We start from the raw sequence: 25977 nt of genomic DNA on the forward strand, positions 1-25977 counted from the left end.
GCCTCCATTTGCAATATTGTATGGTCACAAATACAGTATGGCTCTGGTGCACAATTTAATTATTTTGGACTAACCCACGAACTTGGAGGCTAGCACCTCGTGGGGAGTCATTATGTCTATCGTATCCCCAGTAGCCTTACTTTTCATCATTCAAACCTAACGAGTTATGGTCTAGACTCTAACGCGCTTTTGTCCAAAATCGTGTTACAGGCATAAGATACTAAATGGAAGAGATACTTTTATCGAAACCAGAGTCTGTGTGAACGCGGCTGTGAACTTCGTTTTTTGGGAGAGGTGACTTGTAACAATCTCCTTATCTTAAAACCCGTTCGACATCCATGTCTCTCGTTCATAAGGGCTGACGCAACTATTCGTCCACCCAAGTTTGTTAGTTGTTATCCTGTCTACTCAGCATTCAGGGCTGAGTGGTTTACACCAGATATTCATACTCTCGATCTGGCCACTGATCTGGGTGTTGTTAATCAGTCGTCCCTGATAGTGGTAGCCATGTTTGGCAAATGTCCTGTTCATGCCGACAGAGCCCGCTCGGGCTATGGTAAAAGCCTGACGAAGGCCCTGTTGTACCATGCAAGATTCCATCTTATCCAGTAGTGCGGCAGCCAGTTGCTGCCCTCTGAACTCAGGTAAAGTCGCAAAGTCTGTCATCTCCACGGCCATATTATCCAAATCCTGCTCAGCAGAGGCCAGGGCAATCAGTCGGCCCTGGTGTTTGATACCAAAATAACTGACATTATCGGACATGGTTTCACGCAGGTAGCTGGCCTGTTGAATAGGGAAGGGATAACTTGGGAAGACCTCTCGATACAGATGGGCCATCTCCTCACAGTATTCTTCCCCCAAAGGGATTACCTGCCAATGGGTTTCAGGCGCTGCTTTAGTCAGATTATTGCGGGCCAGAGTGAGCACTTTTTCATGTTCTGCAGCTTTGAGATCCGTTTGTCGATCCATGTCCAGATAAGCGCCTAACAATAACGCATCTTCAGCTTTTTCTTCATCTTTAGCTCTCTCTTCACCTTCGCCGACAGCTAGATTTTGGCCAGTGGCCGGGTAATACCCCGGCAGGCGCGCTTCCTCGGTAAAGCCCTGGTTGAGAAAGTGCTTAGAGTCAGACTGCTTCACCTTGGCAATCAATTTGCCATAACCCTGTGCTTTGGCTAATTGGCGCATGGCCGCCGGCAGACGAGCCGGTTCAGCTTGCTTCATAGACATTAAATACACCCGGCTGCTGTTAGGGCCATATTGAATACTGGCACCTTCAAGTAGATCACAGGTATCAAACGAGCTGCATTTAACTTCGCTCATAATCGACCTCCACATCTTGTGCCGTGGCCGTGAGTTCAGGTGATAATTTGTAGCCTATAAGCATGGTAAGCGCCGACAGAGCCAGACCATAAATGCTTACATCCAGCCCTAAGGCGGTAAGGGGCTCGGGTAGTGGCAACAGGCCAGTCATCAAAGCGATGGCGCACAGTCCACCACTTAACATCGAGGCCAATGCCGTTTTGGCGCTCACCTTGGGCCAGAACAAGGCTGCGAGGGTGGGGAAAACCAGACCGGAAACCATAAAGCCATAGGCATACAAAATGGCGTCCAGAACCTGATTTGCCTGACTCGCCAAAAAGATTGCTGCGAGTCCCAACAGGGCGGTGGCTATCATTGAGATGCGAACCGTTTTAGTGTGACTGGCTGGAATTTTGAGTACGTCTTGCGTCAGATTCGCCGATGCGGCCATAAGGCAGCTGTCAGCAGTCGACATAATGGCAGAGAAGTAGGCTGCAATTATGATCCCGGTAATGCCAATGGGCAAAAGATCACGGATCATCGCAGGTACTGCCATCTCCGGCTCCATATCCGGCAAAAGTACTCTGGCACACATCCCCAGAATGACACCACTGACAGCCATCAAAGGGAATTCGAGAAACCCTGCAAGGTACCAGGCGCGCTTAGCGGTTTGTGTGTCTCTACAGGCGAACATGCGCTGATACAGTGTCATGGCAACCAGCCAGATAGGGGTAATGGTAAGTAACCAGTTGATGGCTAACGCCGGAGAGATGGCCGTGAGTGAAAAGTAACTGGCAGGCAATGAGTCCATAAGTCCCTGCCAGCCACCCACTGCATCGAGTGCATAGGGCAAAGCAAACAGCGACATACCAGCAAGTAGAATGAGCCACTGCACACTGTCGGTGTAGATCACCGCCTTTAAGCCGCCAAATACGGTGTACAAAATGGTGACACCACCTATCACCCATAACATGAGTTGCAGGTTGGAGATCCCCAATGCTGGTTCGGTCATTAAGGTTGCCGCGGCTAACTTAGCACCCGCCAGCATCTGTGCACCGGTGAAACCCAGGTAACCGATACAGGAAATTATCGCCGCCAGCATGGCGACTTTGGTGCCAAATCTAACTTTCAGCAGTTCCGGGTAGGTAGACAGTCCGTGTTTCCCTTCCAAAAACTTAACTCTGGGGAGCAACCACACGGCCGAGAGCCAGGCTCCCAGCAGGCCGGTAAATAGCAGCCAGGCACCTGAAAGCCCCATACTAAAACCCAGCCCGGCAAGTCCGATTGAGAAGCCGCCACCAACATCCGTTGCAGCGATGGAGAACCCCACGTGTCTGGCTTTGATATTTCGCCCACCGAGATAGTAATCTTCACCTGTTTCGTGACGACGAAAATGGTAGTAACCAAACGCTAACAGTCCAATCAAATAGCAGGCAAAAATTGCATAGTCAAAATAATGCATTATTACTCACCCAGCAGGAAAGACATGTCGGCGTTTCGCCCTTCAAAGTTGGTTGCTAAGAGTTTGGTTTCGCCATCGATCACTTGCTTGCGTACGTATTCCGGCTGTACCGGCATTTTACCCAGACCACCAATGCCATCAACGATAAAGGTTGGAATGGCAGGGCCCGATACCCAGCCCCGCAGGCCATGGTAGATCTCCAGCATACGGTCATAGCTGACTTGAAACTTGCTGTTACCCGGAGCCGGATCCATGGAATAAACATAGTAAGGACGAATACCATTGGAGACCAGATCCATGACCAGATCTCGCATCACTTCAACGCTGTCGTTAACGCCCTTGATCAACACGCTTTGGTTGCCAAGCATAATTCCGCTGGTGCGCAGCATAGCCATATGCTTCACAAACAATGGAGTGATCTCTTTGGGATGATTAACCTGGGTATTGAGCAGGGTCACTCGGTTTTTAACCAGTATCTGACACAGCTCAGGCGTAATACGTGTAGGCAACTGAGTGGGCAGGCGGCTACCGATACGCAATATTTTCAGATCAGGCCTTGCTTCACGGATCATGGACAACACCTGGTCCAGTTTGTCATCTGTCAGCAACAATGGATCACCGCCTGAAAGCAGCACGTCCTGTACTTCCGGGTGTTCACGCAGGTATTCCACAGATTTGCGGATCCGCTCCATAGAGATAACATTCAGGGGATCTGACACCATGCGCTTTCGGGTACAGTGGCGACAATAGGCGCCACAAATATTGTGTACCAGAAAGAGCACGCGGTTAGGATAGCGGTGAACGATAGAGGTTCCTTCAGGCATCATGTCATCTTCAGCCAGCTGATCCCCCATCTCTTGTGGTGCAACATCCATCTCATTTTGCTCTGGAACGTATTGAATGCGGATCGGGCATGCCTGATCGTCCTTGTCCATCAACTGAGCAATATAGGGCGTAATGCGGGTGGCAATGACCTTATAAACGTCCTCTTCGACCGGATTTATATTGCCGAATACTTTGGAGAGCTGCTTATCCGTTTTAAAGGAGTGAGCCAATGTTTCCCGCCAGGGGCGACCGGCAACATCAAAGTCCATCAGTGACTGGTAGTCAGCAAACTTATCTTCTTTATTATTTTTGACCAGCTTAAGGGGGATCTGTGGGGTGTATTGCTTAACTTGTGCGGATGCCTGAGACATGAAGGGGTTACCTGTAGACGAACTGAATTTGGTTACAGTCGTAATGATTAGAGTTCGAACTATTTTCGCATTAATAATCCATGGCTTCAATACTGCCGTTGCAAATTGTTTACATTTGGCGTGGTGAAGTTTAACAAGTGGGCCCCGATTTTTAACTGAAACATCGACTGAGCTGAATATCGAGAGCGTCACAACAGACAGTGACTTCGACAGGTGACAGAAGAAAAAACACTATGTTTATGGCTTGGGTAAACGAAAGGGGGTTGTTTAAATTTGTTTGATTAAACAATCATTAACTGACTGCTTGGCTCTGCATCTTGATCGGTTTTGTCTGCTGCTAGGGGGATGTTAATTAGCGAATCAACAGTTTTATCCCGATGAGTCAGTAGTGATGATGTATTGAATAAATATGTGATTATGAAAGCTTAGAAGTTTAACGTCTATTTATCTTATTTGAACTAATGATAAGGGTCGGTGTGGGCAAAATAATTTCAACTGAATGTAATTGATGTCTGAACCTATAGCATTAGCTTCTATGAATAACCAGTTAAAACTCTTGCTTAGAAAGTTAGGAATTAGTGAGCACGTGAATTGGTGCTCACTTTTTAGCTAAGTTAAGTCCTGTCCAGTTTAGCTAGGCTTGCTCTGAAGCAATCACATCTTTGATCCCATGGGGATGCACCTTGATGCAGATATTACTCTTCTTGAATGCGATGGTGGGGTTAGCAAGACGTTCATGTTCGCCCTGAGGAGAGCTCATCTTGACCTTAATGTCTGTGTTATTCGTAATGACTGATTCGAGTTGCGGCGCTATCTTGAATAGTTCGTCTCTGAGTTCATCACAGTTTTTAACCTGGCAAGGCAGGACAAGCTCTATGTGCTCCCATCCTTCTACCGGATAGGCTTTCTCTCCCGGGTAGGGCAGTTCGACACAATCTATGCTCATATCGCCAATGATTAAGGGAGCGTTAAGTTCAAATATTAATATGGGACGACCATTGATGATATTGTTGGAGATGACGTTGCCGACCCGTTCAAAATCCTGGCTTAAACGTTTGGCAGACTCGGTGTCATTGACTCTTAAAGCCACATGGTCGCAGGCTAATTGAAGCTGAGTTAATCCTAATTCTGAGATGAAGTCTGTGATGCTGTCACTAAAGTTTGGCCATGCATCAACTAAGTTCCGATATGAGATTGGAGAGGTCATTATAGGTGTATATTTCCAGTAAAAGTTAGGCGTTAAGGCCAGATTTCGATCGGGGTACCTTCGTCTATCGCGCGCCAAAGTTCATCCATTTGAGCATTGGTAATGGCGATACAGCCATCGGTCCAGTTGTACCTTTGTGCCTCTTCGGGCGATAACGATGAATTTGGATTTTGTCCGTGGATCATGATCTGTCCGCCGGGATCTAGCCCTAATGCACTTGCCCTGAGGCTGTCTTCTTCATTTGGATAGGAGATATGGATGGCGCGGTAGTAGGCGCTATCTGATTTTTTGTAATCCAGCAGGTAACGGCCTTCAGGTGTGCGCTGATCGCCTTCGGTTACCTTGTGGCCTACAGGGCGGTCACCCATAGCAATACGATATTTGCGTAGGATCTGTCCATTACGCATCAGCGCCATGCTCGACTGTGACTTGTCGACAACGACAAGATCTATTTTGCCAATGCCGGTATTAGAGGAGCTGTAACTCGCACTCTGTAACGAGGTTACCGCACCTGACTGTAAAGAGAAGCCGATAGAGCAGGCTAATAGGAAAAATCGAAATATTTTGTACATTTAGTATCGAGAGTCCGATGATTAAACCGCTGTTAATAATTATATCTTACCTTAAATATTAGTTTAGGGCAGGGAGGAATTTAATCTGTTTGGTATTCTCTATTAGAAGTGGCAAAATACTCTGCTGCGCTATTTGGCGTTGCCTCATCACCTCAATCAAGGAAAGTGTGCCTACATGCGTCAAGATAATCATCAAATACCTGACACTTCGATGAGGTATAAACTGCGAGAGATCATCTTTGGTACCGATACCAAGGCTGGGCGATATTTCGATATCAGCTTGATAATTTGTATTATCATCAGTGTCTCTCTGGTGTTCTTAGACACCATGGCTGGGATCCATGAGCAGTATGGTGAAATCATCCGGATATTTGAATGGATATTTACCGTTATTTTTACCATAGAGTATGCGCTGAGGCTGTATTGTTCGACTCATCCCGTTAGCTATGCACGTAGTTTTTATGGCGTCGTCGATCTCTTATCCGTTTTGCCCAGTTACCTGGCCCTGTTTTTCCCCGGAGCCAACTTTACCCTTGTCATCAGAATATTAAGGCTCTTTAGAATTTTCAGAGTGCTTAAATTGTTACGATATCTTAGTGAGGGCAATGTTTTACTGAGGGCTATGTTACAGTCCGGGCGTAAAGTCTTTATCTTCTTTTTCTCTGTCAGCCTGATTGTCATGGTGCTGAGCGCGATTATGTATGTGGTAGAAGGGCCTGAAAATGGCTTCACCTCGATACCTAAGTCAATCTATTGGACCATAGTGACGATCACAACGGTAGGGTACGGTGACATCACGCCCGGCACCACTTTGGGTCAGGCTATCGCGGCATTTACTATGTTGCTTGGTTATTCAATTATTGCGATCCCAACTGGCATTTTAACGGTAGAGATATCTCAGGAGATGGGACGAAATAAAGACCTGCGACGATGCAGCAACTGCTTGAAGAAAGGCCATGAAAATGACGCAGAATATTGCGATCATTGTGGCAGCGAATTACAGAGGGATATCTAGCCGGATAGGCTTTAACCTGAGTTAAGGTTATGTAACCCGGGTTCAGGATATTTAAAACGAAGGAAAGAGATGACAGTCGCTAAATTTGTTCAAGGTTCGATAATGCGTCACATATTGGTGATGAGCTCTACGGCAGCGGTCGGGATCTCGGCGCTGTTTGTGGTCGACTTAATCGATATCTTTTTTCTCAGTTTACTCGGTGAGCAGGAGTTAGCCGCAGCCGTCGGTTACGCCGGCACCATCTCATTTTTTACCACCTCTATCGGCATAGGTTTATCTATCGCGCTGGGCGCATTAGTCTCCCGCGCCATAGGGGCGAAGAAGTTAGATATGGCCAAGAGGTTACTGCTCAATAGTGCGGTGGTGACCTTACTCATGACCCTTTGTGTATCTGCGGTCGTGACCTACTTTATTCCTGAAGTGCTTACCTTAGTCGGCGCGACCGGCCATACGGCTGATTTAGCCGCCAGTTATCTCTATATCCTGGTGCCGTCTCTTCCTATTATCTGTCTGGCTATGGCGTTAGGCGCCGCGTTGAGGGCCGTCGGCGATGCTAAGCTATCTATGATGTCTACCTTAGCCGGCGGTGGCGTTAACTTAGTGTTTGATCCGATTTTTATCTTTGCCTTAGGCATGGGTATAGAGGGAGCCGCGGTTGCTTCTGTATTGGCGCGCACCGCGGTTCTCGTTATCGCAGCTCGAGGTGTCATCCAAAAGCATAAACTCTTCGGAGAGTTTGATTTTGATAACTTCAAGGCCGATTTGAGGCCGATATTTGCCATTGCAGGGCCTGCGATGTTGACCAATGTGGCGACACCTATAGGCAATGCCGTTGTAACCAGGGCTATTGCCGATTTCGGTGATGGCTATGTGGCAGGTTGGGCTGTTCTAGGGCGGTTAATACCCGTTTCATTTGGAATGATATTTGCGCTGTCAGGTGCTATTGGCCCCATTGTGGGCCAAAATTATGGTGCCCATGAATTTAGCCGGGTAAGAGAGAGTCTTACTAAGGCACTGCAGTTTTGTGTCTTATATGTCATAGGTGTCTCTCTGATTTTGATGCTGTTACAAGAGCAGATTGTCTCCATATTTGATATGAGCGGAGACAGCGCCGACATCATTCGTTTCTTCTGTACCTATATTGCCGTATTTTTTATCTTCTCCGGGGCACTGTTTGTAGCGAATGCTTCATTTAACAATTTAGGTAAACCTAAATACTCGACCTTCTTTAATGTGGGTAAAGCCACGATTGGCACCATTCCATTTGTCTATTTCGGGGCTAAGTTGGGCGGCGTATATGGTGTCTTGATAGGACAAGTTATCGGCGCGATTATTTTTGCCGTGTTTGGGGTGATTGCAGCATTCAGGCTTATCGAGAAAGTTAAACAAACGTCTCTGGAGTATGGTGATGCGGAGCCCGTGAGTGAAACTGATGAGGAGTTGCTGGAAGGTGAGCTTATTCCAAGTAGCCCTAACCCCTTGTCCTCATCATGTGCTCAGATGGCACAGATAACCGAAGAGCAGGATTGTGAAGCCAGTAATGAACTGACTAAACCATTGAGGAGTACGGAGCGCGGCGCTGGCTAACCGCAGAGTTGATTTGAATATCAAAAAAGGGAGCTTAAGCTCCCTTTTTATTGCCTTAAACCTTATCAAGAAAGATATTGTTTAAGCTTTTTCTGTATCCGTTGGCTCAGCCTGTATCTCCTGAACCTCTTCGACTGAGCTTTGCTCTGCGTCGCTTGGCTTGTTACCCGATAGCGCCGCTTCGGCTTGCTCTTGAGCTAACGCTTTCGCACGGTCACCTTTAGAGACATATTTCTTGATGGTAGGAGCTGTATGCTTATTTTTACGGGCTTTAGCGCGCTTAGCCGTAAGTTTGATCATTTTCTGTTTTTTGTTCATAGCTCTCTACCAATGTGCTTTCATATCTCTGACCATCAAAAGTGTCGGCCAGTTGTAAACCGGGTGCGGATTTTAACTTAATCTAAGCCGTCAAGCCATTAAATATGGATTTTCTTGCTACTTATTGGCAAAGTGAACCCCAATTTACTGCATCAATAGACTAGTGAAGCTTTATGACATCGAATAAAATTACTTTTTTTCAAAGGTTTGAGAAGGATATTCTTTCCGGAGCGAAAACCATTACATTAAGAGATGATTCTGAATCTCATTTTAAGGCGGGGCAAGGTGTCAGTGTCTCAACCTATGAAACCGATCGTTGGTTTTGTGATGTCATGATCGACTCGGTTGAGCGCATCAAGTTTGATGAACTTAACCTTATTCACGCCGAGCAGGAAAATATGACATTACCGGAATTGAAAACTGTTATTACCGATATCTATGGTGAGATAGAGAATCTATGGATGATCAGCTTTCACCTTGTACGCTCGTAAAAAAGGTTAAAAGTCTGGAGGGAAGGTTTTTGGCACTATGTTGGCCGATATATTCCCTTTGACTGATTCTACTAAGAGGAGAACTTCGCTCTGTCTTCATCGGTGGCACCTTCATTGCACTCACCTCTGATTTCTGCGCGTCCAACCTCTATCATTCTGCTTAACTCCATAAAGCCTTCCCGGCAGTATCCCGTCATGTCCAATGTCTTCGATAACCCTAATTCTATCTGTTCAGTCCAATCTGAAAGATCGGGTGTGTAGATAGAGCGCTTGCTATTTTTGGAGCGACTCTGTTTCTTTAGCTGATTGATTCGTTCACGGTGAGCCAGTTCCGTATTGTTGTCATCAGGCATCTCGAGCTTAGCATTGTATGTAAATAGCTTTATGCCATTACTTCTGATGTCCGTTTTAAATCTGTCTTTAACTCGGTTCTTGAAATCGTCGGTATCTGGCTTATGACTGGCACAGCCAGAAGCTATAATGAAAGCCATGAGGATCGGTACAATTCTTATCATTTTTTTAACATATCCGTTCTTTTAATTCTTTACTTCTTCGCTGACGGTTTTACCATTTTGGTTAGCGTAGAAATTTACCATGAAATGCCACTTTGACAGCAGGATAACTGAAAACCAAGCAAGTTAGCAGCTTACTGACATTTTTTTACACTCCTGATTCGGATATGACCCGGTGACATCTGAATTAACGGCAACTTGATTTTGGTCAAGGATTGATGTGACTCTGTTATTTAGTTGTTGCTATTTATTACGGTGCTGGCACTATTTATGTGTGGCATAACCCAAAGGAGAGGGGAGTTTATGGTGAATGTTGGATCTCAGTTTTCCATTTTCAGATTGTTCGATTCGGAGATTAGATGGCCGCTATTATAAAACTGCTTCAATCCCTGTTATCGAGTTTTAAGGATCTTATCCCAATCATTCTCGTAGTCGGCTTTTTTGAAATTTTTGTTCTGCAGCAAGCTCCGGATAATCTTTTCTCTATCCTTATTGGCCTAGTGTTCATTGTTTTTGGTTTGACTTTTTTTGTATTCGGACTGGAGATGGGTCTGTTTCCCATAGGTGAGTCTCTGGCTCAGGCGTTAGCGAGAAAGGGCAGTATATTCTGGTTGGTTATTTTCTCATTCTCTTTGGGGTTCGGGACGACATTAGCCGAACCCGCGCTCACCGCCGTGGCAAATGAAGCGGCAGAAGTTGCGGCGGAGGCCAATGCCATCGCGATGACCGAAGAGGCGATGGACAGTTATGCTATGGGTCTGAGGCTAACCGTTGCAGTATCGGTTGGCTTGGCCATTTTGCTCGGTGTGGTACGTATTCTTAAGGGCTGGCCGATCCACTATCTGATTATTGGCGGCTACATTACTGTGATGATACTGACGAGCTTTGCTCCTGAGAATATCATCGGCATCGCCTATGACTCGGGCGGTGTTACCACTTCAACCATCACAGTCCCTTTGGTTACGGCTCTGGGCGTTGGTTTAGCGACAGTCATTAAGGGGCGGAACCCTATGTTAGATGGGTTTGGTTTAATCGCTTTTGCCAGTTTAACACCTATGATATTCGTCCTTCTTTACGGTATGGTGGTGCTCTGATGGAGATGTTAACCAGTTTACTGACGACTTTATTATTGACTGCACGGGATGTGATCCCCATTGCTGTTATTCTGTTTGGCTTCCAGCTTGGGGTATTGAAGCGTCCGATAGCAAATTTACGTCAGGTTGTGTTGGGATTTGTCTACGTGATCATTGGCTTGAGTCTATTCCTGGTTGGGTTAGAGCTGGCGCTGTTTCCTATTGGTGAGAGTATGGCTGAACAGCTGACTTCACCTGAATTTATTCACCCTGAAGCCGGTGCTCATGCGCCTACCGTTTGGCAGGATTATCTTTGGGTCTATATATTTGCTGCGGCCATAGGCTTTAGTACTACCATTGCCGAGCCTTCCCTGATTGCGGTAGCGATTAAAGCAAATGAGGTGTCGGCTGGAGCTATTGGTGTACAGGGCTTGCGGATCTCGGTGGCTATCGGTGTATCATTTGGCATCGCGTTAGGGTGTTTTCGAATTGTTGTTGGCGATCCTATTCACTACTACATCATGGCGGGTTATGTGATCGTGGTGATCCAGACCTTTTATGCGCCTAAGCTTATCGTTCCGTTAGCCTATGATTCCGGAGGCGTGACAACTTCAACGGTGACCGTCCCCTTAGTTGCGGCCTTAGGTTTAGGTTTAGCAACCAATGTCGATGGTCGAAATCCGCTTATCGATGGATTCGGTCTAATCGCTTTTGCCAGTCTGTTTCCCATGATATCTGTGATGGGCTACGCGCAAATAGTGGATAAATTAAATAAGAGACGTTCGTTAAAGGAGCAAGAAGATGCGCTTTAAACTCATTATCGCATTTGTAGATGATGTTACTACCAACAGTATTGTCGACGCTGCGAGAAAGGCGGGTGCGACAGGCGCGACAGTAATCAATCACGCCAGAGGCGAAGGGTTAGAGAAGAAAAAAACCTTTATGGGGCTCTCTTTAGATGTTCAGCGGGATGTGATTCTGTTTCTGGTAGAAGAACATAAGAGCAGAAGTATTCTTGAAACAATCAACCGAGTCGGTGGGTTTGATATAAACCCGGGTCAAGGGATAGCAATTCAGATTGATGTCGAAGATGCCGTTGGGGTTGCCCATCAGGTTCAGAAGATTAGTAAAGATATTGAGGATGAGTTATGAGCCACCGCAAGATAGTCCGAAATTCAGATGTGATGACTAAAAAGTTTGTTATGGTTGACGGGCTTCATACTGTCGCCGATGCCATCGAACTCGCCAGCGCTCAAGACGTGAGAGTACTGCTCGTCAATAAGCGTAATGAGGATGATGAGTTCGGTATGGTACTGATGAGTGATATTGCCAAAAAAGTGCTGGCAAAAGATAAGGCTCCGGAGCGGGTGAATATCTATGAGATCATGATAAAACCGGTACTATCTGTCAGCCCTGAGATGGACGTCCGCTATTGTGCCCGCTTATTTGAACGATTCCGTATCACTAAAGCGCCGGTGATCGAAGCCGGTGAAATTTTAGGTTTAGTCAGTTACCATGACTTGGTACTTAAAGGGATGATGGCTGAAAAGCAGTAATACTAATCGGTATAACAATTCGATATCGTGAACTTAGTAAATGAAATAGCGACCCGCAAGGGTCGCTATTTTTGTCTCATTTATGCGAATCGCTTGTCCAGATAACTGATAATATCTGAAGATTCATACATCCAGCGAGTCTCGCCGTTCTCTTCTATTCGCAGGCAAGGGACTTTAGCGTGACCGCCCTGGCTGACAAGCTTTGCCTTGTGGTCATCTTGTTTAGCGTCGAGAGTCTCGATGTTGAGCCCCTGACGACGCATTGCGCGACGAACTTTGACGCAAAACGGGCAGGCCTTGTATTCATATAAGGCTAGTAGCTTAGTTTCAGCATCGATTTTTAATTGCTCATCTTGCGGGCGCTTACGTTTCTTAGGAGTGAAAATAAAATTAAGGATCAGGATGATACGGCCTAAAATCCAACGAACAATAAACATGAGCTACCTCTGAATAAGTCAAAATCCGCCAGAGTGTAACCCATGTCACAGAATTATTAAATCTTTTAATCAGCCCCTAATGTCAGCAGCGCCTCTTGTGCGCCTTGATTGATATCAATGCGACTGTCGAGCAGAAATATTCTGTTAGCCGGTACTTTATCGATTTCGACCAGATGTGTTTTCACCGCTCTGGCCCTCTCACTTGCAAGCGTGCCTAGCATATTGTCATCGACCACCTGCTGGTTAAGGCAGGTGTTATAGAGCGCGATATGCCACTGAGTCAGCAGCTGTGTTTCATTGAGCGTTGAATCCGGTTCGGTGCTCTTGCTAATTTGTTGTTTTAGCTCATCGGCATTTTGCATTAATTCAGTTTCATACAGGGCTATAAGCGCTTTAGATAGTGGCCCTTGTGTCGGATACGTACTGGGAGATAGATTTTTCGGTAACTCCTCAACGTCAAGCTGACTTAGCTGAGCCAGTTTGAGCCTGAGAGCTTGCTCTTGAAGTATCCGGCCGTCACTTGCCGGGTCGATGGCTCCTTCGATACTCAAGGTAAGCTTAGGCCTGTCGAGAAGGGCGGTGGCAAGTGTTGTCAGCTTACTGTTCTGTTCATCTGATATCACTGCAGTACCAGCACCGAACTCGACTCTATCGAGCTCCTCATCATCACCAAATATTCCGGCAAGCAAGGTAAATGGGGCTGTTACTGCTTTAGTTATCACATTGGTTAATGCCGTCATCACTATGCTGCCCACGCTGAAGTCGGGGGAGTCTAAATCGCCAGAGACCTCGAGTCCTAAGTCGATAACACCATGCCTGTCTTGCAGTAGGGCGATGGCAAGGGTGACCGGCAGGCTTGTTGCCAGACTACTATCACTGGGTTCGCCGAGTTTTAGCTGATTGACGACAATATGATTGCTGCCGTTTAGTTTATTGTCTTTTAGCAGGTAGCTTAGCTCTAATGAAAGCTGGCCCTTGTCGATATAATATCCAGCATAGGTGCCGGAGTAGGGGTTAACGGATGTGAGTTCCACGCTGTTAAAGTCAAGATCCAGATCCAGATAGGGCTGTTCGAGTAAGGGGTTAATCTCTCCTTTGAGTGTGACGGGGGCATATCTGTTAATCTTTCCCTTTATATCGACGACTGCAGCCTTATTCGAAGATGAGGAAAGCTGGCTCACACTTCCCTCTACCTGTTCAATACTGGCCGCGAAGTTAGGGGTCAGAGAGTTATCGGCAAAGAAGGTCGAACCGTCAGTGATATTGATTTTCCCAATCTGTATCTCTAAAGGAGCTTGTTGATCAGCGTTTGTTTGCTCAGGAGCATTTTTACTGGCTTTCGGGGAACTCTCAGTCTCGTCAGCAACGGCTTGGGCCGTATTCACTAACAGCTGTTGAAAGTTAGTGCTTTTATCTTCCGCTATGATGATGCGACTGTAAGGTTGAGAGAAGTTAATCTGATCTACAGATAGTGTCTGTTTTGCTTGATCAAAGATTAATTCCTCAATCATCATAGACTGCCATTTCAGTAATGTCTTTCGGTGCTGATTGTCTTTGACCAGTAGATCGTTGATGGTGATATCGCCGGTAAAATTTAAATCATCGGCCGAGCTTGCCTCTATGGCTCCTATCGAGTCGAGCTTACCATTTTTGACTGTGATATTAATAAAGGGCTCAAGATAGGGCTGTATCTGTGTTAAAGCAAAATCTGTCAGTTGTAGCTCAGCGTTGAGTTGTGGTTGATTGACCTCTACCTGACCCGTTGAGGTCAATTTTCCTTGGTCATTGATGATCATATCTAAACTGTATTCTATTGGCTTATGGAAGTCTGAATACACGGCGCTGGTCGTCAAATTTAGGGGGGCTATGCGCCATGGAGTCTCCTCTGTGACCAGACTTTCTGTGATATTGAAGCCATAGTTTTTTACTGAGACAGCACCTAAACTAACCGACCAAGGTGTCTGTTCATCTGCCTCTTGTTCATCAAGTTGCTTCGGCTCACTGTCATCGGTTTGTGAGATAAAGCTCGGTATGAACAGTGGGACAATATCGATTCCATCTGAGGTGATATGGGCATTCAGGTCTAAATTTTCGCTATGCAGGCGCTCAACCACTACCTGTTTATCGTTAAGGTTGAGCTCAATACCTTCCAGTGCCACCCGAGGCAGAGTGACAAGCGGGCGCTTTTCATGAGTAAACAAAATATTGTCCAAAGAGAAAGAGCCTTGATTGGTGATCACTTGGACAGAGCTCTCTTCTGTCGATGCCTGAGATTTAACCTCAAAGTGACTCTTGAAATTTAATTGTCCGGTTTCGAGTGTCGCCTGAAAGTCTTGTGAGATAAATGACCAAAACTGTGGCAGCTTTATTGCGGTTAACTCTAACTCACCAATGACATTGAGCGGAGATATTTGTATTTGTCCCTGTGTGGAGATCTCGCCCCCTTCATCACCGACAAAGTGAATGGAAAAGTGATTCCCCGAATCGGCGCTTGCTATGTCATTTAAGGTATCGAATGCTTTCACTTTCAGGTTGACCGCCGGGTAGCGGATCTGGCTGTTGGTGACCTTATCTGAATAAAGAAGAGCTGCGTTAGCTATTGATAGGTTTTCAACGATCACATGAGGTAAAGCATTCTGTTTGTCCGCTGGCTCTTGCGGTGCTTCAGGAGACTTTGCAAGCTCTGCCAGAATGTCTGAAAAATTGAATTGGATCTCTTGTTGCGATTTTAATCGCTCTGCATAGATAAAGGGGGTACTTAATGTCACATCGTGAATGCTGATAGCTCCATTAAACAGCGAGTGCCAAAAACGGAGTTCAAAATTAAGCTTATCGAAACCGATAAAATCGCTGCGATCTGGCTCATCGATTCTAAAGCCGCTCAATGATACGTTAAGAGTGAAGGGATTTATCTTGACTTCATTAAGCTGGACAGGTCTTTTGAGCATAGCGCCCAATTGAACTGGTAGCTGTTTTTCTACGGCATAGGGAACAACCAGTCCTAAGATGCCGGCGAAGGAGAAATAAGCGGCTAACAGGAGAGAGAGGTATCGCTGATACTTAGGTAATTGTTTAAATTTCTTCCACAGACTACTGAATTTTTCCCTAATAGCGAACATACTTACCTTAATCATCTATAAATAACTTTGATCCTTTTGCTAGTTTAGCTAACTTAGTAGATTTGTAGTAGAAATCTCTGGTAAAAAAAGCTTACTTGCTCGGATTTGAGCCAACTTTCTAAGCTGAATATTTATTAAAATTGGTATAAAAGCAGATGACAAAATTTTATTTTGATGGGCAGGCAGTCGATGCCTTGCCCGATGAAACTGTATTAGATGCCTTGTTAAGAGAGGGGCATCCGGTTAACTACTCCTGTAAGAAAGGCAGGTGTAAAACCTGTTTAGTGCAACACACTGAAGGGGAGTTGATGGCGGGTGCCCAAAGAGGGCTCTCCTCTCGATTAAAAGAGAGTCATTATCTGTGCTCTTGTCAGTGTCGGCCGACAGAGGGGCTAAAACTAAAATCGTTATTGGCTCAAGATCTTTTTATTCCTGCAAAATTGTATTCCAAACAGTACCTGTCTGACTCAGTTGTTAAATTGAAAATTGAGGCGGCGGAGAAAATTGAGCATAAGGCAGGCCAGCACATGAATTTACGTCGTTTCGATGGTCTGACGAGAAGTTACTCGGTCACCAATGGGGCTTATTCTGAGTTCATCGAATTGCATGTCAGAAGAAAATATAATGGCCAATTCAGTGACTGGTTGTTCAACCATGCCAGTGTCGGTGAAAATTTACTGATCCAGGGGCCCTTGGGAGCTTGCTGTTATTCGACAGACTATAGCGATGATACCTTGATCTTAATTGGCAGCGGGACGGGTTTGGGAACGGTTTATGGTATAGCCAGAGATGCATTGATGAGCGGGCACAGGGGAGAGATTTATCTATACCATGGTGCTAAAAACTTCGATGAGCTTTATCAACACTCAACCTTGTTGAAAATGATGATGGAGTATCGAAACTTTACTTACCAGGCCTGTATTGAGAGTGGTAATGAGGGAGATGAACACCTTTCGGGTCGTGTGCTTCAGGGCAACCCGTTCGATGTGGCGATGAGCCGGCACCCGTTTGATGCAAGTCTGCCTTGCGATAGTCAGAATCGTTTTTACTTGTGCGGAGAGTCAAGCTTTGTCTCCAAGGGACAAAAAACGATATTCTTAAACGGTACACCATTGGATAGAGTGCACGTGCTATCTTTCGATTATAAAGATCTCAGGAGTCGAGCACGGGATTAACTATACTGCCTCTTTATCATCGGCTACTGCCGACTTCAGGTAACTTATTGCCGCAATGATTGCGCCTTGGGGATCTTTTATCCAACAAAATCGGCCCACGTGAGGAATATCTTCGGGGCCATATAGCAGCTCACCTCCTAATGATTTAGCCTTGATAGCGACTCTGTCCACATCTTCTACCGTGATGTAACCGGTCCAATGGCTGGTCTGCTTGGGGCAAGGGTTTGGAGTGATCCCACCGATGGCGACGCCTTGATTTTCTATTATGTGATAGGGACCGTGTCCCAGGTGCATGGTTTTAAATTTCCAGCCAAAAACTTCTCCGTAGAAAGTGATGGAGTCTTCACAATGGTTTGAAGTTAACTCGTGCCAACTCAATGCGCCAGGTGTCGTGAAAGGTGAGCCCATCTTTAGCTCCTTAATGAGCAACATATATGGATAAAGTGTAGTTCAGCTTTAAATTTTTAAAATATGTCTGAGTATATTGTTTTCAGCTAATAAAATTACTAATCTATGATAAGGTGATGTAACAGAAAGAGAAGTTACCGGTATCGGTCAGGTTTAGAATTAGGTTTCGAGTCAGGTTTAGAGTTAGTTTTGCCCCTGGTCAAGGTATTGTGGGGCGCCGTTTCAAGGAATGAAAATGCAGATAAGAATAGCGATAGATGAAGATCTTGAATCTTTAGCACTCATGTTCAATGAATATAGAAAAAGTTTAGGAATGAAGTCAGATCTTCAGGGTGGAAGGGAGTTCATCGAGTCCAGATTACTCGAAAATGACTCGGTTATTTTTATCGCTATACGTGCCGGTGAGCCGGTTGGATTTATTCAGTTATACCCGTCATTTTCATCCAGCTTATTAAAACCTTTGTGGTATTTCGATGACCTTTACGTGGCCGAGCCATGTCGTGGCCAAGGGATTGCGAGAGACTTGGTCGCTAAAGCCAAAGAGCTTGCCGATGAAACTCAGGTCCTCGCCGTTCGTCGGGAAAAGTTGGAAGGGGATGGGTTCATTCCTATCGAATCATTCTCCATTTAAGCTCACAATAATATGGGATTAACACTTGATTAATGCCGAATACTCTATGGTATTATTGCGTGTTTAGTTAATTTTGGAGCTAGTAGGTTGAATAAGAGCGTTATTACAAACCTGATCGCAGCCGCTTTGGTTATGACAGGGTATTTCTTTGCATCCCAAATTTTAATCAGTATTGGATTATTTGCACTCTCCGGAGCTGTCACGAACTGGCTCGCCGTTCATATGTTGTTTGAGAAAGTACCGGGCCTTTATGGTTCAGGGGTCGTCCCGTCTCGTTTCGAAGAGTTCAAGGACGGGATCTCTCATTTAATGATGAAACAATTTTTCACCGACGAGAATATCGATCGATTTTTGTCGGAACAAGGTGGCGCTGAATCCCATATCAATTTACAACCTGTGATTGAGCAGGTCGATTTGACGCCGGCATTCGATGCATTAGTCACAACCGTCGAGCAGTCTTCATTGGGTGGCATGCTGGCCATGTTTGGCGGAAGTGAAGCCATAACCCCCTTGAAAGAGCCATTTATCGAGAAGATGAAAGGCTCTTTGGTTGAGCTATCCCAAAGTGAAGAGTTTTATACTCTGCTTAAGAGTGAGTTAGAGCAACCCGATGTGCTCAATGATATGCGCACAAAAATCAATGAAATTGTCACTCAGAGACTCAACGAGCTGACACCGCAACTAGTCAAAGAGATCATTCAAGAGATGATAAAAGAGCATCTCGGTTGGCTGGTTGTTTGGGGTGGCGTTTTTGGTGGGGTTATCGGCTTTATCGCAGCAATGATAAAGATTTGATATTCACCTATTTGTTATCGTTAAAAGGGAGCTTCGGCTCCCTTTTTGTTATCCGTGAAGCTATGATATAAGAGAGTATGGAAGGAGAGGGAGTAGACATGGATCAGCATAACAAAATCAACTATTTGGAAATTCCGGTAAAAGATCTGGCTCAAACTAAACATTTTTTCAATCAGGCATTTGGCTGGGACTTTACCGACTATGGGCCGGAATACAGTTGTTTTAATCATGCAGGTATAACGGGGGGATTTTACCTGTCGTCTCACTCTTTCGAACTAAGTACAGGTTCGGTACTGATCGTTATCTATTCTGATGATCTGCTTGAGTCAATTTCCGGTGTCGAAGGCGCGGGCGGCACTGTCAGCAAGCCGGTCTTCTCTTTTCCCGGTGGAAAAAGATTTCATTTTAAAGACCCCAATGGTAATGAGTTTGGGGTTTGGTCCCAGTAGTTAATATGAGTGGATTAATCAAAGTCGTTTAATTGGAGTAGTTTATGCCTCATTGCATTATTGAATATTCGGCGCCATTAGCGCACGAGATTGACATTAAGCAATTTGTTCAACTTGTTCATCATGGTGCGATTAACTCAGGCTTGTTCGAACGCTCGGCGATAAAGACCAGGGCGATTAAGTGTGATGAATATCAGGTGGGCGATAACCATTTAGGTAGTTTCATTCATATCACAATGAAAATACTGCCCGGACGAACCGATGAGCAGAAGCAACATCTGCTGTCAGCTGTTTATGAGTCGATTTCCGCCGAAACTGTCTCAGTGTATAGCCTGACTCTTGAAGTGATAGATATTAATGCTAATGCTTATGTCAAACACTTAGCTAGTGGTCACTGAGTTTATCGACTGACTGAGTACGACTAACTGGAGGGCTGATAAAAAAGCGGTGGTAATTTTCATTACCACCGCTTCAATCAACGCGTTTATTGATTAATAGGCTTGTTCATGAACCGAGCGCACCGCACGGCCAGATGGGTCTATGATACCTTGCAGGCTTTCATCCCAAGCTAAGGCTTCAGGGGTCGAGCAAGCTACCGATTTGCCACCCGGTACTGTTTCTGCGGCTGTAGGCAATGGGAAGAGCTCCTCAAAAAAGCTGCGATAGAAATAGGCTTCCTTAGTTTCTGGTGTGTTGTAAGGGAACCTGAATTTTGCGTTCGCTAATTTAAGATCGTCAACTTTCTCTTCGGCCAGATCTTTGAGTCCGTCAATCCATGAGTAGCCAACCCCATCGCTGAACTGCTCCTTCTGGCGCCATGCAACCTCTTGAGGCAGTTTGTGTTCGAAGGCTTGACGAAGAATATGCTTCTCTATGCGGCCATCTTTAGACATCTTAGCTTCCGGGTTGATGCGCATCGCTACATCCATGAACTCCTTGTCGAGGAAAGGTACCCGAGCTTCCAGTCCCCAGGCTGCCATTGCCTTGTTGGCACGCAGGCAATCAAACAGGTGCAGTTTATCAAGTTTACGAACTAACTCTTCGTGGAAGGCCTGCGCGTTTGGTGCCTTATGGAAGTAGAGGTAACCGCCAAATAACTCATCGGCTCCTTCACCGGATAGCACCATCTTTATGCCCATAGCTTTAATTTTCCTTGCCATCAGGTACATAGGTGTAGCAGCACGAATGGTGGTCACATCATAAGTTTCCAGATGATAAATCACATCTTTGATCGCATCGATACCATCCTGGAAGGTAAAGGTGATCTCATGGTGAATAGTTCCAATCGCATCGGCCACTTTTTTGGCGGCAATCAAGTCTGGTGCGCCTTCGAGTCCGACGGCAAAAGAGTGAAGTTGCGGCCACCATGCACTGCTCTCGCCATCATCTTCGATACGACGCTTAGCGAAGGTCTGAGTGATTGCAGAGATAACCGAAGAGTCGAGACCTCCGGAGAGCAAGACACCATAAGGGACATCGGACATCAACTGACGTTTAACCGAGGCTTCAAGTGCGTCTCTCAGCTCTTCAACGCTGGCAGGGTTATCTTTTACCGCATCAAACTCTCGCCAGTCACGCTGATAATAATGAACATAGCCCTCGCTGCTGGTCATATAGTGACCGGGCTTAAACTCTTCTACTGTTTTACAAACAGGCATTAAGGCTTTCATTTCCGAAGCAATATAAAAGTTACCCTCAGCATCCAGGCCTGTGTATAGCGGAATTATCCCCATATGGTCGCGGCCGATCAGATAGAGGTCTTTCGTCTTATCATATAAAACAAAGGCGAATATGCCGTTAAGTTTGTCCAGGAAGTCAGGTCCATACTCTTGATAAAGCGATAGGATCACTTCACAGTCGGAGTTGGTTTGATAGCTGTATTTATCGCCTAATTCGGCCTTGAGTTCTTTGTGGTTATAGATCTCACCGTTGACGGCAAGAATGATGCTTTCGTCTTGACTGATAAGCGGTTGCGCACCGTGCTCAATATCGACAATCGCGAGACGTTCGTGAGCGAGAATAGCCTTATCACAGCTGTAGATCCCAGACCAATCAGGGCCGCGATGACGAAGTAGTTTAGACATCTCCAGTGCGACCTGACGTAAAGATGTCGCATCAGACTTAATATCTAAAATGGCAAATATTGAACACATAGGCTATCTCCAGCAAAACGGTGTAAATCTCAATTGAGTGTTACTGTGCCAGCAATTTTTCCTTTTGCCAAATGTGATATTAATAAATCATCGGTTAAAATGGGTTTTTCAGCTTGTTTAATTTGGTTTTTTGCGTACAAAAATATTGAATAATTAAAAATTCTTGTGATTTATTGGTTAATCCTTATTTTGTGGTGGTTGAGAGGCTCATAATTTAATTATTAACAATGAAAATATTATTGTTTAAACAATAACGAAAAACAGCTATTTAGCGCGATTTATATACCAAGCAGCCTAAAAGTTGAACTAACAGTGAGGAATTTGGGGAATAGTGATTTTTAATGTAAAAGCTGCCGAGCTTTGTTAGATCTCTATAGAGCTGGGATAGTCTTACTGGCAATTGATGTTAAAATGATGGGTTCTCGGGGATAAAAAAGGCAGCTCTATTGAGCCGCCCAATTTTTAGGAGCAGATTGACTATTAATCTTCTAGTTTAGCTGTCGCTTGGCTCTCATCAGACTTTGCCCCTCGCAGTGAGTGAAACTCGGTTCCCTGATAATAGCCTGGCCAATCTGAGTTGTTGGCGAGCGAGTCGGCCGCATGGTAATAGACGGCGATATCTTCGAGGGCGCCGCTAAGGTCCCAGTCATCGCGGTATTCATCACAGGTATTGTGATAACAACCTTTCATTATCTGTTTCATTCTGGCTTTATATTGGCTGGTGGACTCGTCGACAGGCTGGCTGCCTCCACCTGCAAATACCGCGGGTACTCCTTTCTGAGCGAAGCTGAAGTGATCTGAGCGGAAAAATCCACCGGATTCAGGACGTCTCTCTGGAGTGGCCACTCTGTTTTGAGGCTCAAGCGCAGCAATAAGATACTGTTCTAACTCTGACTTTCCTTTGCCTATAATGGTGTAATCACTGGTTCTGCCGTAGATGTTCGTGCTATCGAGATTAAATACGGCCACCGACTTGTCGATGGGGTAGATGGGGTTAGCCGCATAATATCGAGAGCCGAGTAAGCCTTGTTCCTCACCCGTAGTTGCAATGAAAGTGAGCGAGCGCTTCGATGGATTACCAACTTCTGCCTGATGTGCAAACTGGCGAGCGATAGCTAAAATACCAGCAGTGCCAGAGGCATTATCGAGCGCGCCATTATAGATTTTATCCTCGTCCTTACTTTCATCGACGCCTATGTGGTCCCAGTGAGCGGTAAACAAGATATGTTCGTCAGTAGCCTTAGCGCCCGGTAGGGTAGCCACCACGTTGTAGCTGTTGGCATATTCAGCTTTATTGGCAAACTGAATGTCGGCGTTCTGCTTTAACGGCAGGTTTACCGGGCTGTTTGCGGCGCGGTCACTGAGGTTCTTCAACGATATTCCGGACTTGTCGAACAGCTGAGTTGCCGCATCAAGGGTTATCCAACCTTCAACCTGAACCCGTTCAGCTTGTTTCTGCTTACTGTGCACCAGATCTTGCTGCGCGCCGGTCCAGCTGCTTTCTACCACCGACCAGGGGTAGGATGCCGGAGCCGTATCATGAATGATGATGGCACCCAGGGCGCCTTGTCTGCTGGCCTCCAGATACTTGTAGTCCCATCTACCGTAATAGGTCATCGCCTTGCCGTTAAACAGGCCAGAATCTGGTCTGGCAAAACCAGGATCGTTTACTAACATAACGGCTATCTTGCCCGTCATGTCGATGTCTTGATAATCATTCCAGTCATACTCTGGGGCGGTGATGCCATAACCGACAAATACCAGTGGGGCATCCTTAATATCGACGCCACCATTATCATGACGGCTTCCCAGAACTACATCTTCACGGAATTTTAATGCCAAGCCGGCGAGGTTAACCTCTTGCTCTTCCGATGCAGTGTAACTGACCATAGGCACGGCTTGCAGATAGTCACCATTATTGGCTCCTGTTAATCCCATCGTCTTAAAGGCTTGAGTTAGGTAATCCAGTGTCAGCTTTTCGCCACGGGTAGTAGGCGCACGGCCTTCAAATTCATCGGAGGAGAGGGTTTTAATATCTTCACGAAATAGGGCTTCATCGAAGCTGATCTGAGCTATCTTTGCCGAATCACCTTGTGGTTCGATGTCTGACTTTAGTGTTTGGGATTGTGATGGGTGTTGGCTACATGCACTGAGCAGTGCAAGCAGCGATAGCGGAAGCAGTAATCGCATTATTGGTCCTGTTATTATTGTTATTATTATTCATTGTGACGCAGAGTGATGCGGAACGATTTATTAACATTGTCGGCGACATCATGAATGAAAATAGCCCGCTTTGACAAGAGGGCTATGGGAGAAAAAGTGTTACCTTGTGTTGCATCAAGGTTAGAGGTCTAGCAAGAGAGCAAGAGAAGGCAGAAGAGTGCTGGCCATCTCATCTCCTCTCTATGCTCGCTATGAAGTGTGTAATTTGATTCAGGTACTTTTATTGAGGATGAACAAGCGATTTCAAGCCGCCTTTAAGGGGGAGCAATACTAGCCCTATGCAAGCAACCAAGGTACCGCAAACCAACGAAAGTAAGTTCATCGTTCCGTGAGCGGTATATCTGACGCAAAAAAATGCGATTATCGAGCATAGAGCCCACAACAATCCAAACACAGATGTAGAATTTCCCACAAACACCTCTTTTGATAAGCGATGTAAAAATGTTACAGATGTATCTTTAACCAGACATCAATAAGAGTCTTAGTAATGCTGGTTATTGCTACCCGGGTTCAGTTGGTTGTTATGCAGTAAAATGCCGTCGCCTATGCTTCAAATGAAAAAAGTGCAAATAATATTATTCATTAATAGATCTCGTTTGAATTGGGAAATCAGTGCTCTGTTTAACCAGAATGCTTTATAAAATGCCAATTTAGGCGTGATTACAATGGCTTTTATCTGAGATTTACCTAAACAGGCATAGTTTAACTAGGCTAAATGGCGAAACCGAGGCGAGTGGCTTGAATGGTATAAAGCCCAAACTCGGCGAGCTTGGGCTTAGGCGAGGCTTTAATCTACCAGCCTGGTTATTTGCTGTTAGAGGCTAACTTATCGAAGATGGTGAACATGGTATCGAACATGTACAACATAACCATCTGCTGTCCCGATGGCTGACGATATGCCCCCGAGATGGAGATGACATTACCATTTTCATGGTCGAACGCAGAGTATTGACCGTTAACACCAATCATGGTGGAGATAGTACGACCGGTTACCGGGTGTGTAGCCGTACGCCACTGGTTCTTATAGAAAGCTGTCGGGAAAATCATGTATTCATAAGAAACTTTTGACCAGGCGGCTTTCACGCTGTCATCACCATTGAGTATCGCGTCAACGTAACCCTTTGGCAGTACTTGCTCGCCCAGATGATTTTTTCCTCCATTTGCCATGAGCAAAGAGCCGATTGCGAAATCGCGGGCTGTCATGTTGGCCGAACCGGATGCTGCAGACTCATGTGCTTGGTTTACGTACATTGTCATGTCAGAGGTAAACCCACCCTTTGACCATAAGTACTTTTCGAAGAACTCAGAAAGTGTGAGCCCTGAGCTACGCACTATCGCCAGTCCAAGCATTTCAGTATTCACATCTTTGTACTCATAAACCTCACCGGGTGCATACTTAGGTGATGTCGTAGTTGCGAAGATTTTCAGGTAGTCGCTGAATGTATTCAACTGTCCCAGATTATCGGCTTTAGGCAGTAATTTACCATCAACGACATGTAGTCCGTTGTAACCCATTACCGATGGCATGTTACTGTCCCAGGAGCCTGTAGTTCCCGCTCCATAAGAGCCCCAATGGTAATCGGGGCGAGAGTCTGGCAGGTCTACCGCACCGGCGCTCATATCGGCAAAGTTCTGCAGTGGGATATTTTCCCATTGAGTTCCTTTGACCTCTGGAGCGAACTTTCCGATTGGGTCAGACATTTTTAAGAAGCCTTCACGCTCAGCTATGAATATCGCCATAGATGTGAATGACTTATGCGCCGACATGATGTGGTTCTTGGTATCTTTGTCTGTACCGTTCCAGTAATCTTCGGCGATGATTTCGCCTTTCTTGTTCATTACGACATAGTTTTGAATCGCAGCCCTGTCTCGCATCACATCGTAGAGGCTGATTTTCTTGCCTGGGATCACGTTGTCGAGCATGATTTTTGACACATCCAATCCGCCAATGACTTTTAACTCCAGGGCTTTCTCTGGATTGTTGTGGATTAAGGCATAGTGGTGATAAAGATGTGAATCGGCCATGGTTAATTGAGTGAGCCTTGCCTCCTCCCAATTCTCGACGCCTGCGCCATAGGCATTGAGGTTAGCTTCCATCTGAGCATCAGGCTCATGGTAAGTTACCGTAGCGTTAGCCGCAAAGGCAGTAGTTAGCGCGAGTGATAAAGCGATAAGTGATTTTTTCATTGTCTGTATTCCTGATAGATGGTTATAAAAGTTGTGCAAATTGCGGTGCTTTATAACCTTCAACAGGCTGCGAATGATGAGCCCATCTCGAGTAGTTGTGTTATGCCGG

General features: G+C 45.6%; 25 protein-coding genes. 12 read left to right on the forward strand and 13 right to left on the reverse strand.

Features of this window, described 5'->3' with window-relative positions:
• Positions 1 to 408: 408 nt before the first annotated feature.
• From ablB to EKG39_RS21805, 5 genes are all read right to left on the reverse strand, one after another.
• The gene (ablB, locus tag EKG39_RS21785) at positions 409 to 1323 is read right to left on the reverse strand and encodes a putative beta-lysine N-acetyltransferase (RefSeq protein WP_126508090.1); all 915 of its coding nucleotides are present in this window, start codon (positions 1321 to 1323) and stop codon (positions 409 to 411) included.
• Positions 1310 to 2764 carry a sodium:solute symporter family protein gene (locus EKG39_RS21790; protein WP_126508091.1) on the reverse strand — a complete coding sequence of 485 codons (1455 nt, stop codon included), beginning with the start codon at positions 2762 to 2764 and terminating at the stop codon, positions 1310 to 1312. Before EKG39_RS21790 ends, ablB begins: the two co-directional genes overlap by 14 nt.
• A 2-nt stretch (positions 2765 to 2766) precedes the next feature.
• Positions 2767 to 3960 (reverse strand): KamA family radical SAM protein, encoded by a 1194-nt coding sequence (locus EKG39_RS21795; protein ID WP_126508092.1) that lies wholly within the window; start codon positions 3958 to 3960, stop codon positions 2767 to 2769.
• Between the two features lie 634 nt (positions 3961 to 4594).
• A complete protein-coding gene (locus EKG39_RS21800) occupies positions 4595 to 5167 on the reverse strand; it encodes a VOC family protein (RefSeq protein ID WP_126508093.1) in 573 nt (190 codons plus the stop codon).
• 32 nt (positions 5168 to 5199) lie between these two features.
• Positions 5200 to 5739 carry a L,D-transpeptidase family protein gene (locus EKG39_RS21805; protein ID WP_126508094.1) on the reverse strand — a complete coding sequence of 180 codons (540 nt, stop codon included), beginning with the start codon at positions 5737 to 5739 and terminating at the stop codon, positions 5200 to 5202.
• 175 nt (positions 5740 to 5914) lie between these two features.
• Here EKG39_RS21805 and EKG39_RS21810 point away from each other — a divergent pair, with 175 nt between their 5' ends.
• Together EKG39_RS21810 and EKG39_RS21815 are read left to right on the forward strand one after the other, a co-directional pair.
• Positions 5915 to 6754, forward strand: a complete 840-nt coding sequence (locus EKG39_RS21810; protein WP_126508095.1) for an ion transporter — start codon at positions 5915 to 5917, stop codon at positions 6752 to 6754.
• Between the two features lie 69 nt (positions 6755 to 6823).
• Positions 6824 to 8341 (forward strand): MATE family efflux transporter, encoded by a 1518-nt coding sequence (locus EKG39_RS21815; protein WP_126508096.1) that lies wholly within the window; start codon positions 6824 to 6826, stop codon positions 8339 to 8341.
• 81 nt (positions 8342 to 8422) lie between these two features.
• Here the strand turns inward: EKG39_RS21815 and EKG39_RS21820 are convergent, their stop codons facing one another.
• Positions 8423 to 8659 (reverse strand): DUF2986 domain-containing protein, encoded by a 237-nt coding sequence (locus EKG39_RS21820; protein ID WP_126508097.1) that lies wholly within the window; start codon positions 8657 to 8659, stop codon positions 8423 to 8425.
• A gap of 173 nt (positions 8660 to 8832) precedes the next feature.
• Here EKG39_RS21820 and yqfB point away from each other — a divergent pair, with 173 nt between their 5' ends.
• Complete coding sequence (yqfB, locus tag EKG39_RS21825) at positions 8833 to 9150, forward strand: N(4)-acetylcytidine aminohydrolase (RefSeq protein ID WP_126508098.1); 318 nt, start codon at positions 8833 to 8835, stop codon at positions 9148 to 9150.
• A gap of 71 nt (positions 9151 to 9221) precedes the next feature.
• Here yqfB and EKG39_RS21830 read toward each other — a convergent pair whose 3' ends face one another.
• Positions 9222 to 9641 (reverse strand): hypothetical protein, encoded by a 420-nt coding sequence (locus EKG39_RS21830; protein WP_246028588.1) that lies wholly within the window; start codon positions 9639 to 9641, stop codon positions 9222 to 9224.
• Positions 9642 to 10021: 380 nt separating this feature from the next.
• On the opposite strand from EKG39_RS21830, the gene EKG39_RS21835 reads away from it, so the two are divergent.
• Genes EKG39_RS21835 through EKG39_RS21850 form a run of 4 tightly spaced genes read left to right on the forward strand, consistent with a single transcriptional unit; the run spans position 10022 to position 12291 of the window.
• Complete coding sequence (locus tag EKG39_RS21835) at positions 10022 to 10756, forward strand: DUF1538 domain-containing protein (RefSeq protein ID WP_126508100.1); 735 nt, start codon at positions 10022 to 10024, stop codon at positions 10754 to 10756.
• Positions 10756 to 11547 (forward strand): DUF1538 domain-containing protein, encoded by a 792-nt coding sequence (locus EKG39_RS21840; protein ID WP_126508101.1) that lies wholly within the window; start codon positions 10756 to 10758, stop codon positions 11545 to 11547. Before EKG39_RS21835 ends, EKG39_RS21840 begins: the two co-directional genes overlap by 1 nt.
• Positions 11537 to 11887 carry a P-II family nitrogen regulator gene (locus tag EKG39_RS21845; protein ID WP_012142175.1) on the forward strand — a complete coding sequence of 117 codons (351 nt, stop codon included), beginning with the start codon at positions 11537 to 11539 and terminating at the stop codon, positions 11885 to 11887. The genes EKG39_RS21840 and EKG39_RS21845 overlap by 11 nt, the downstream gene beginning before the upstream one ends.
• Positions 11884 to 12291, forward strand: coding sequence for a CBS domain-containing protein (locus EKG39_RS21850; RefSeq protein WP_126508102.1), 408 nt, complete (start codon positions 11884 to 11886; stop codon positions 12289 to 12291). Before EKG39_RS21845 ends, EKG39_RS21850 begins: the two co-directional genes overlap by 4 nt.
• Before the next feature lie 80 nt (positions 12292 to 12371).
• Here EKG39_RS21850 and EKG39_RS21855 read toward each other — a convergent pair whose 3' ends face one another.
• Both EKG39_RS21855 and EKG39_RS21860 read right to left on the reverse strand, forming a co-directional pair.
• The gene (locus EKG39_RS21855; RefSeq protein ID WP_126508103.1) at positions 12372 to 12728 is read right to left on the reverse strand and encodes a glutathione S-transferase N-terminal domain-containing protein; all 357 of its coding nucleotides are present in this window, start codon (positions 12726 to 12728) and stop codon (positions 12372 to 12374) included.
• A gap of 65 nt (positions 12729 to 12793) precedes the next feature.
• Complete coding sequence (locus tag EKG39_RS21860; protein WP_246028589.1) at positions 12794 to 15862, reverse strand: DUF748 domain-containing protein; 3069 nt, start codon at positions 15860 to 15862, stop codon at positions 12794 to 12796.
• Positions 15863 to 16002: 140 nt separating this feature from the next.
• Here EKG39_RS21860 and EKG39_RS21865 point away from each other — a divergent pair, with 140 nt between their 5' ends.
• Complete coding sequence (locus EKG39_RS21865) at positions 16003 to 17022, forward strand: 2Fe-2S iron-sulfur cluster-binding protein (protein WP_126508104.1); 1020 nt, start codon at positions 16003 to 16005, stop codon at positions 17020 to 17022.
• On the opposite strand, the gene EKG39_RS21870 is transcribed toward EKG39_RS21865, so the two are convergent.
• Positions 17023 to 17430, reverse strand: coding sequence for a VOC family protein (locus EKG39_RS21870; protein ID WP_126508105.1), 408 nt, complete (start codon positions 17428 to 17430; stop codon positions 17023 to 17025).
• Positions 17431 to 17665: 235 nt separating this feature from the next.
• Between EKG39_RS21870 and EKG39_RS21875 the strand changes: the two genes are divergently transcribed.
• From EKG39_RS21875 to EKG39_RS21890, 4 genes are all read left to right on the forward strand, one after another.
• Positions 17666 to 18061, forward strand: a complete 396-nt coding sequence (locus tag EKG39_RS21875) for a GNAT family N-acetyltransferase (protein WP_126508106.1) — start codon at positions 17666 to 17668, stop codon at positions 18059 to 18061.
• A gap of 87 nt (positions 18062 to 18148) precedes the next feature.
• Entirely contained in the window at positions 18149 to 18856 is a 708-nt protein-coding gene (locus EKG39_RS21880) for a DUF445 domain-containing protein (RefSeq protein WP_126508107.1), read from the forward strand.
• 98 nt (positions 18857 to 18954) lie between these two features.
• On the forward strand, positions 18955 to 19305 hold the full coding sequence (locus tag EKG39_RS21885) for a VOC family protein (RefSeq protein ID WP_126508108.1): 351 nt from the start codon (positions 18955 to 18957) through the stop codon (positions 19303 to 19305).
• Positions 19306 to 19349: 44 nt separating this feature from the next.
• Positions 19350 to 19703, forward strand: a complete 354-nt coding sequence (locus EKG39_RS21890) for a 5-carboxymethyl-2-hydroxymuconate Delta-isomerase (protein WP_126508109.1) — start codon at positions 19350 to 19352, stop codon at positions 19701 to 19703.
• Positions 19704 to 19796: 93 nt separating this feature from the next.
• On the opposite strand, the gene asnB is transcribed toward EKG39_RS21890, so the two are convergent.
• From asnB to EKG39_RS21905, 3 genes are all read right to left on the reverse strand, one after another.
• Positions 19797 to 21458, reverse strand: coding sequence for an asparagine synthase B (asnB, locus tag EKG39_RS21895; RefSeq protein ID WP_126508110.1), 1662 nt, complete (start codon positions 21456 to 21458; stop codon positions 19797 to 19799).
• Positions 21459 to 21938: 480 nt separating this feature from the next.
• Positions 21939 to 23648: a M28 family metallopeptidase gene (locus EKG39_RS21900; RefSeq protein ID WP_126508111.1), complete on the reverse strand. Its 1710-nt coding sequence runs from the start codon at positions 23646 to 23648 to the stop codon at positions 21939 to 21941.
• A gap of 837 nt (positions 23649 to 24485) precedes the next feature.
• Positions 24486 to 25868, reverse strand: coding sequence for a serine hydrolase domain-containing protein (locus EKG39_RS21905; RefSeq protein ID WP_126508112.1), 1383 nt, complete (start codon positions 25866 to 25868; stop codon positions 24486 to 24488).
• Positions 25869 to 25977: the final 109 nt, after the last annotated feature.

This window comes from Shewanella atlantica, from assembly GCF_003966265.1.
Classification (GTDB): domain Bacteria; phylum Pseudomonadota; class Gammaproteobacteria; order Enterobacterales; family Shewanellaceae; genus Shewanella; species Shewanella atlantica.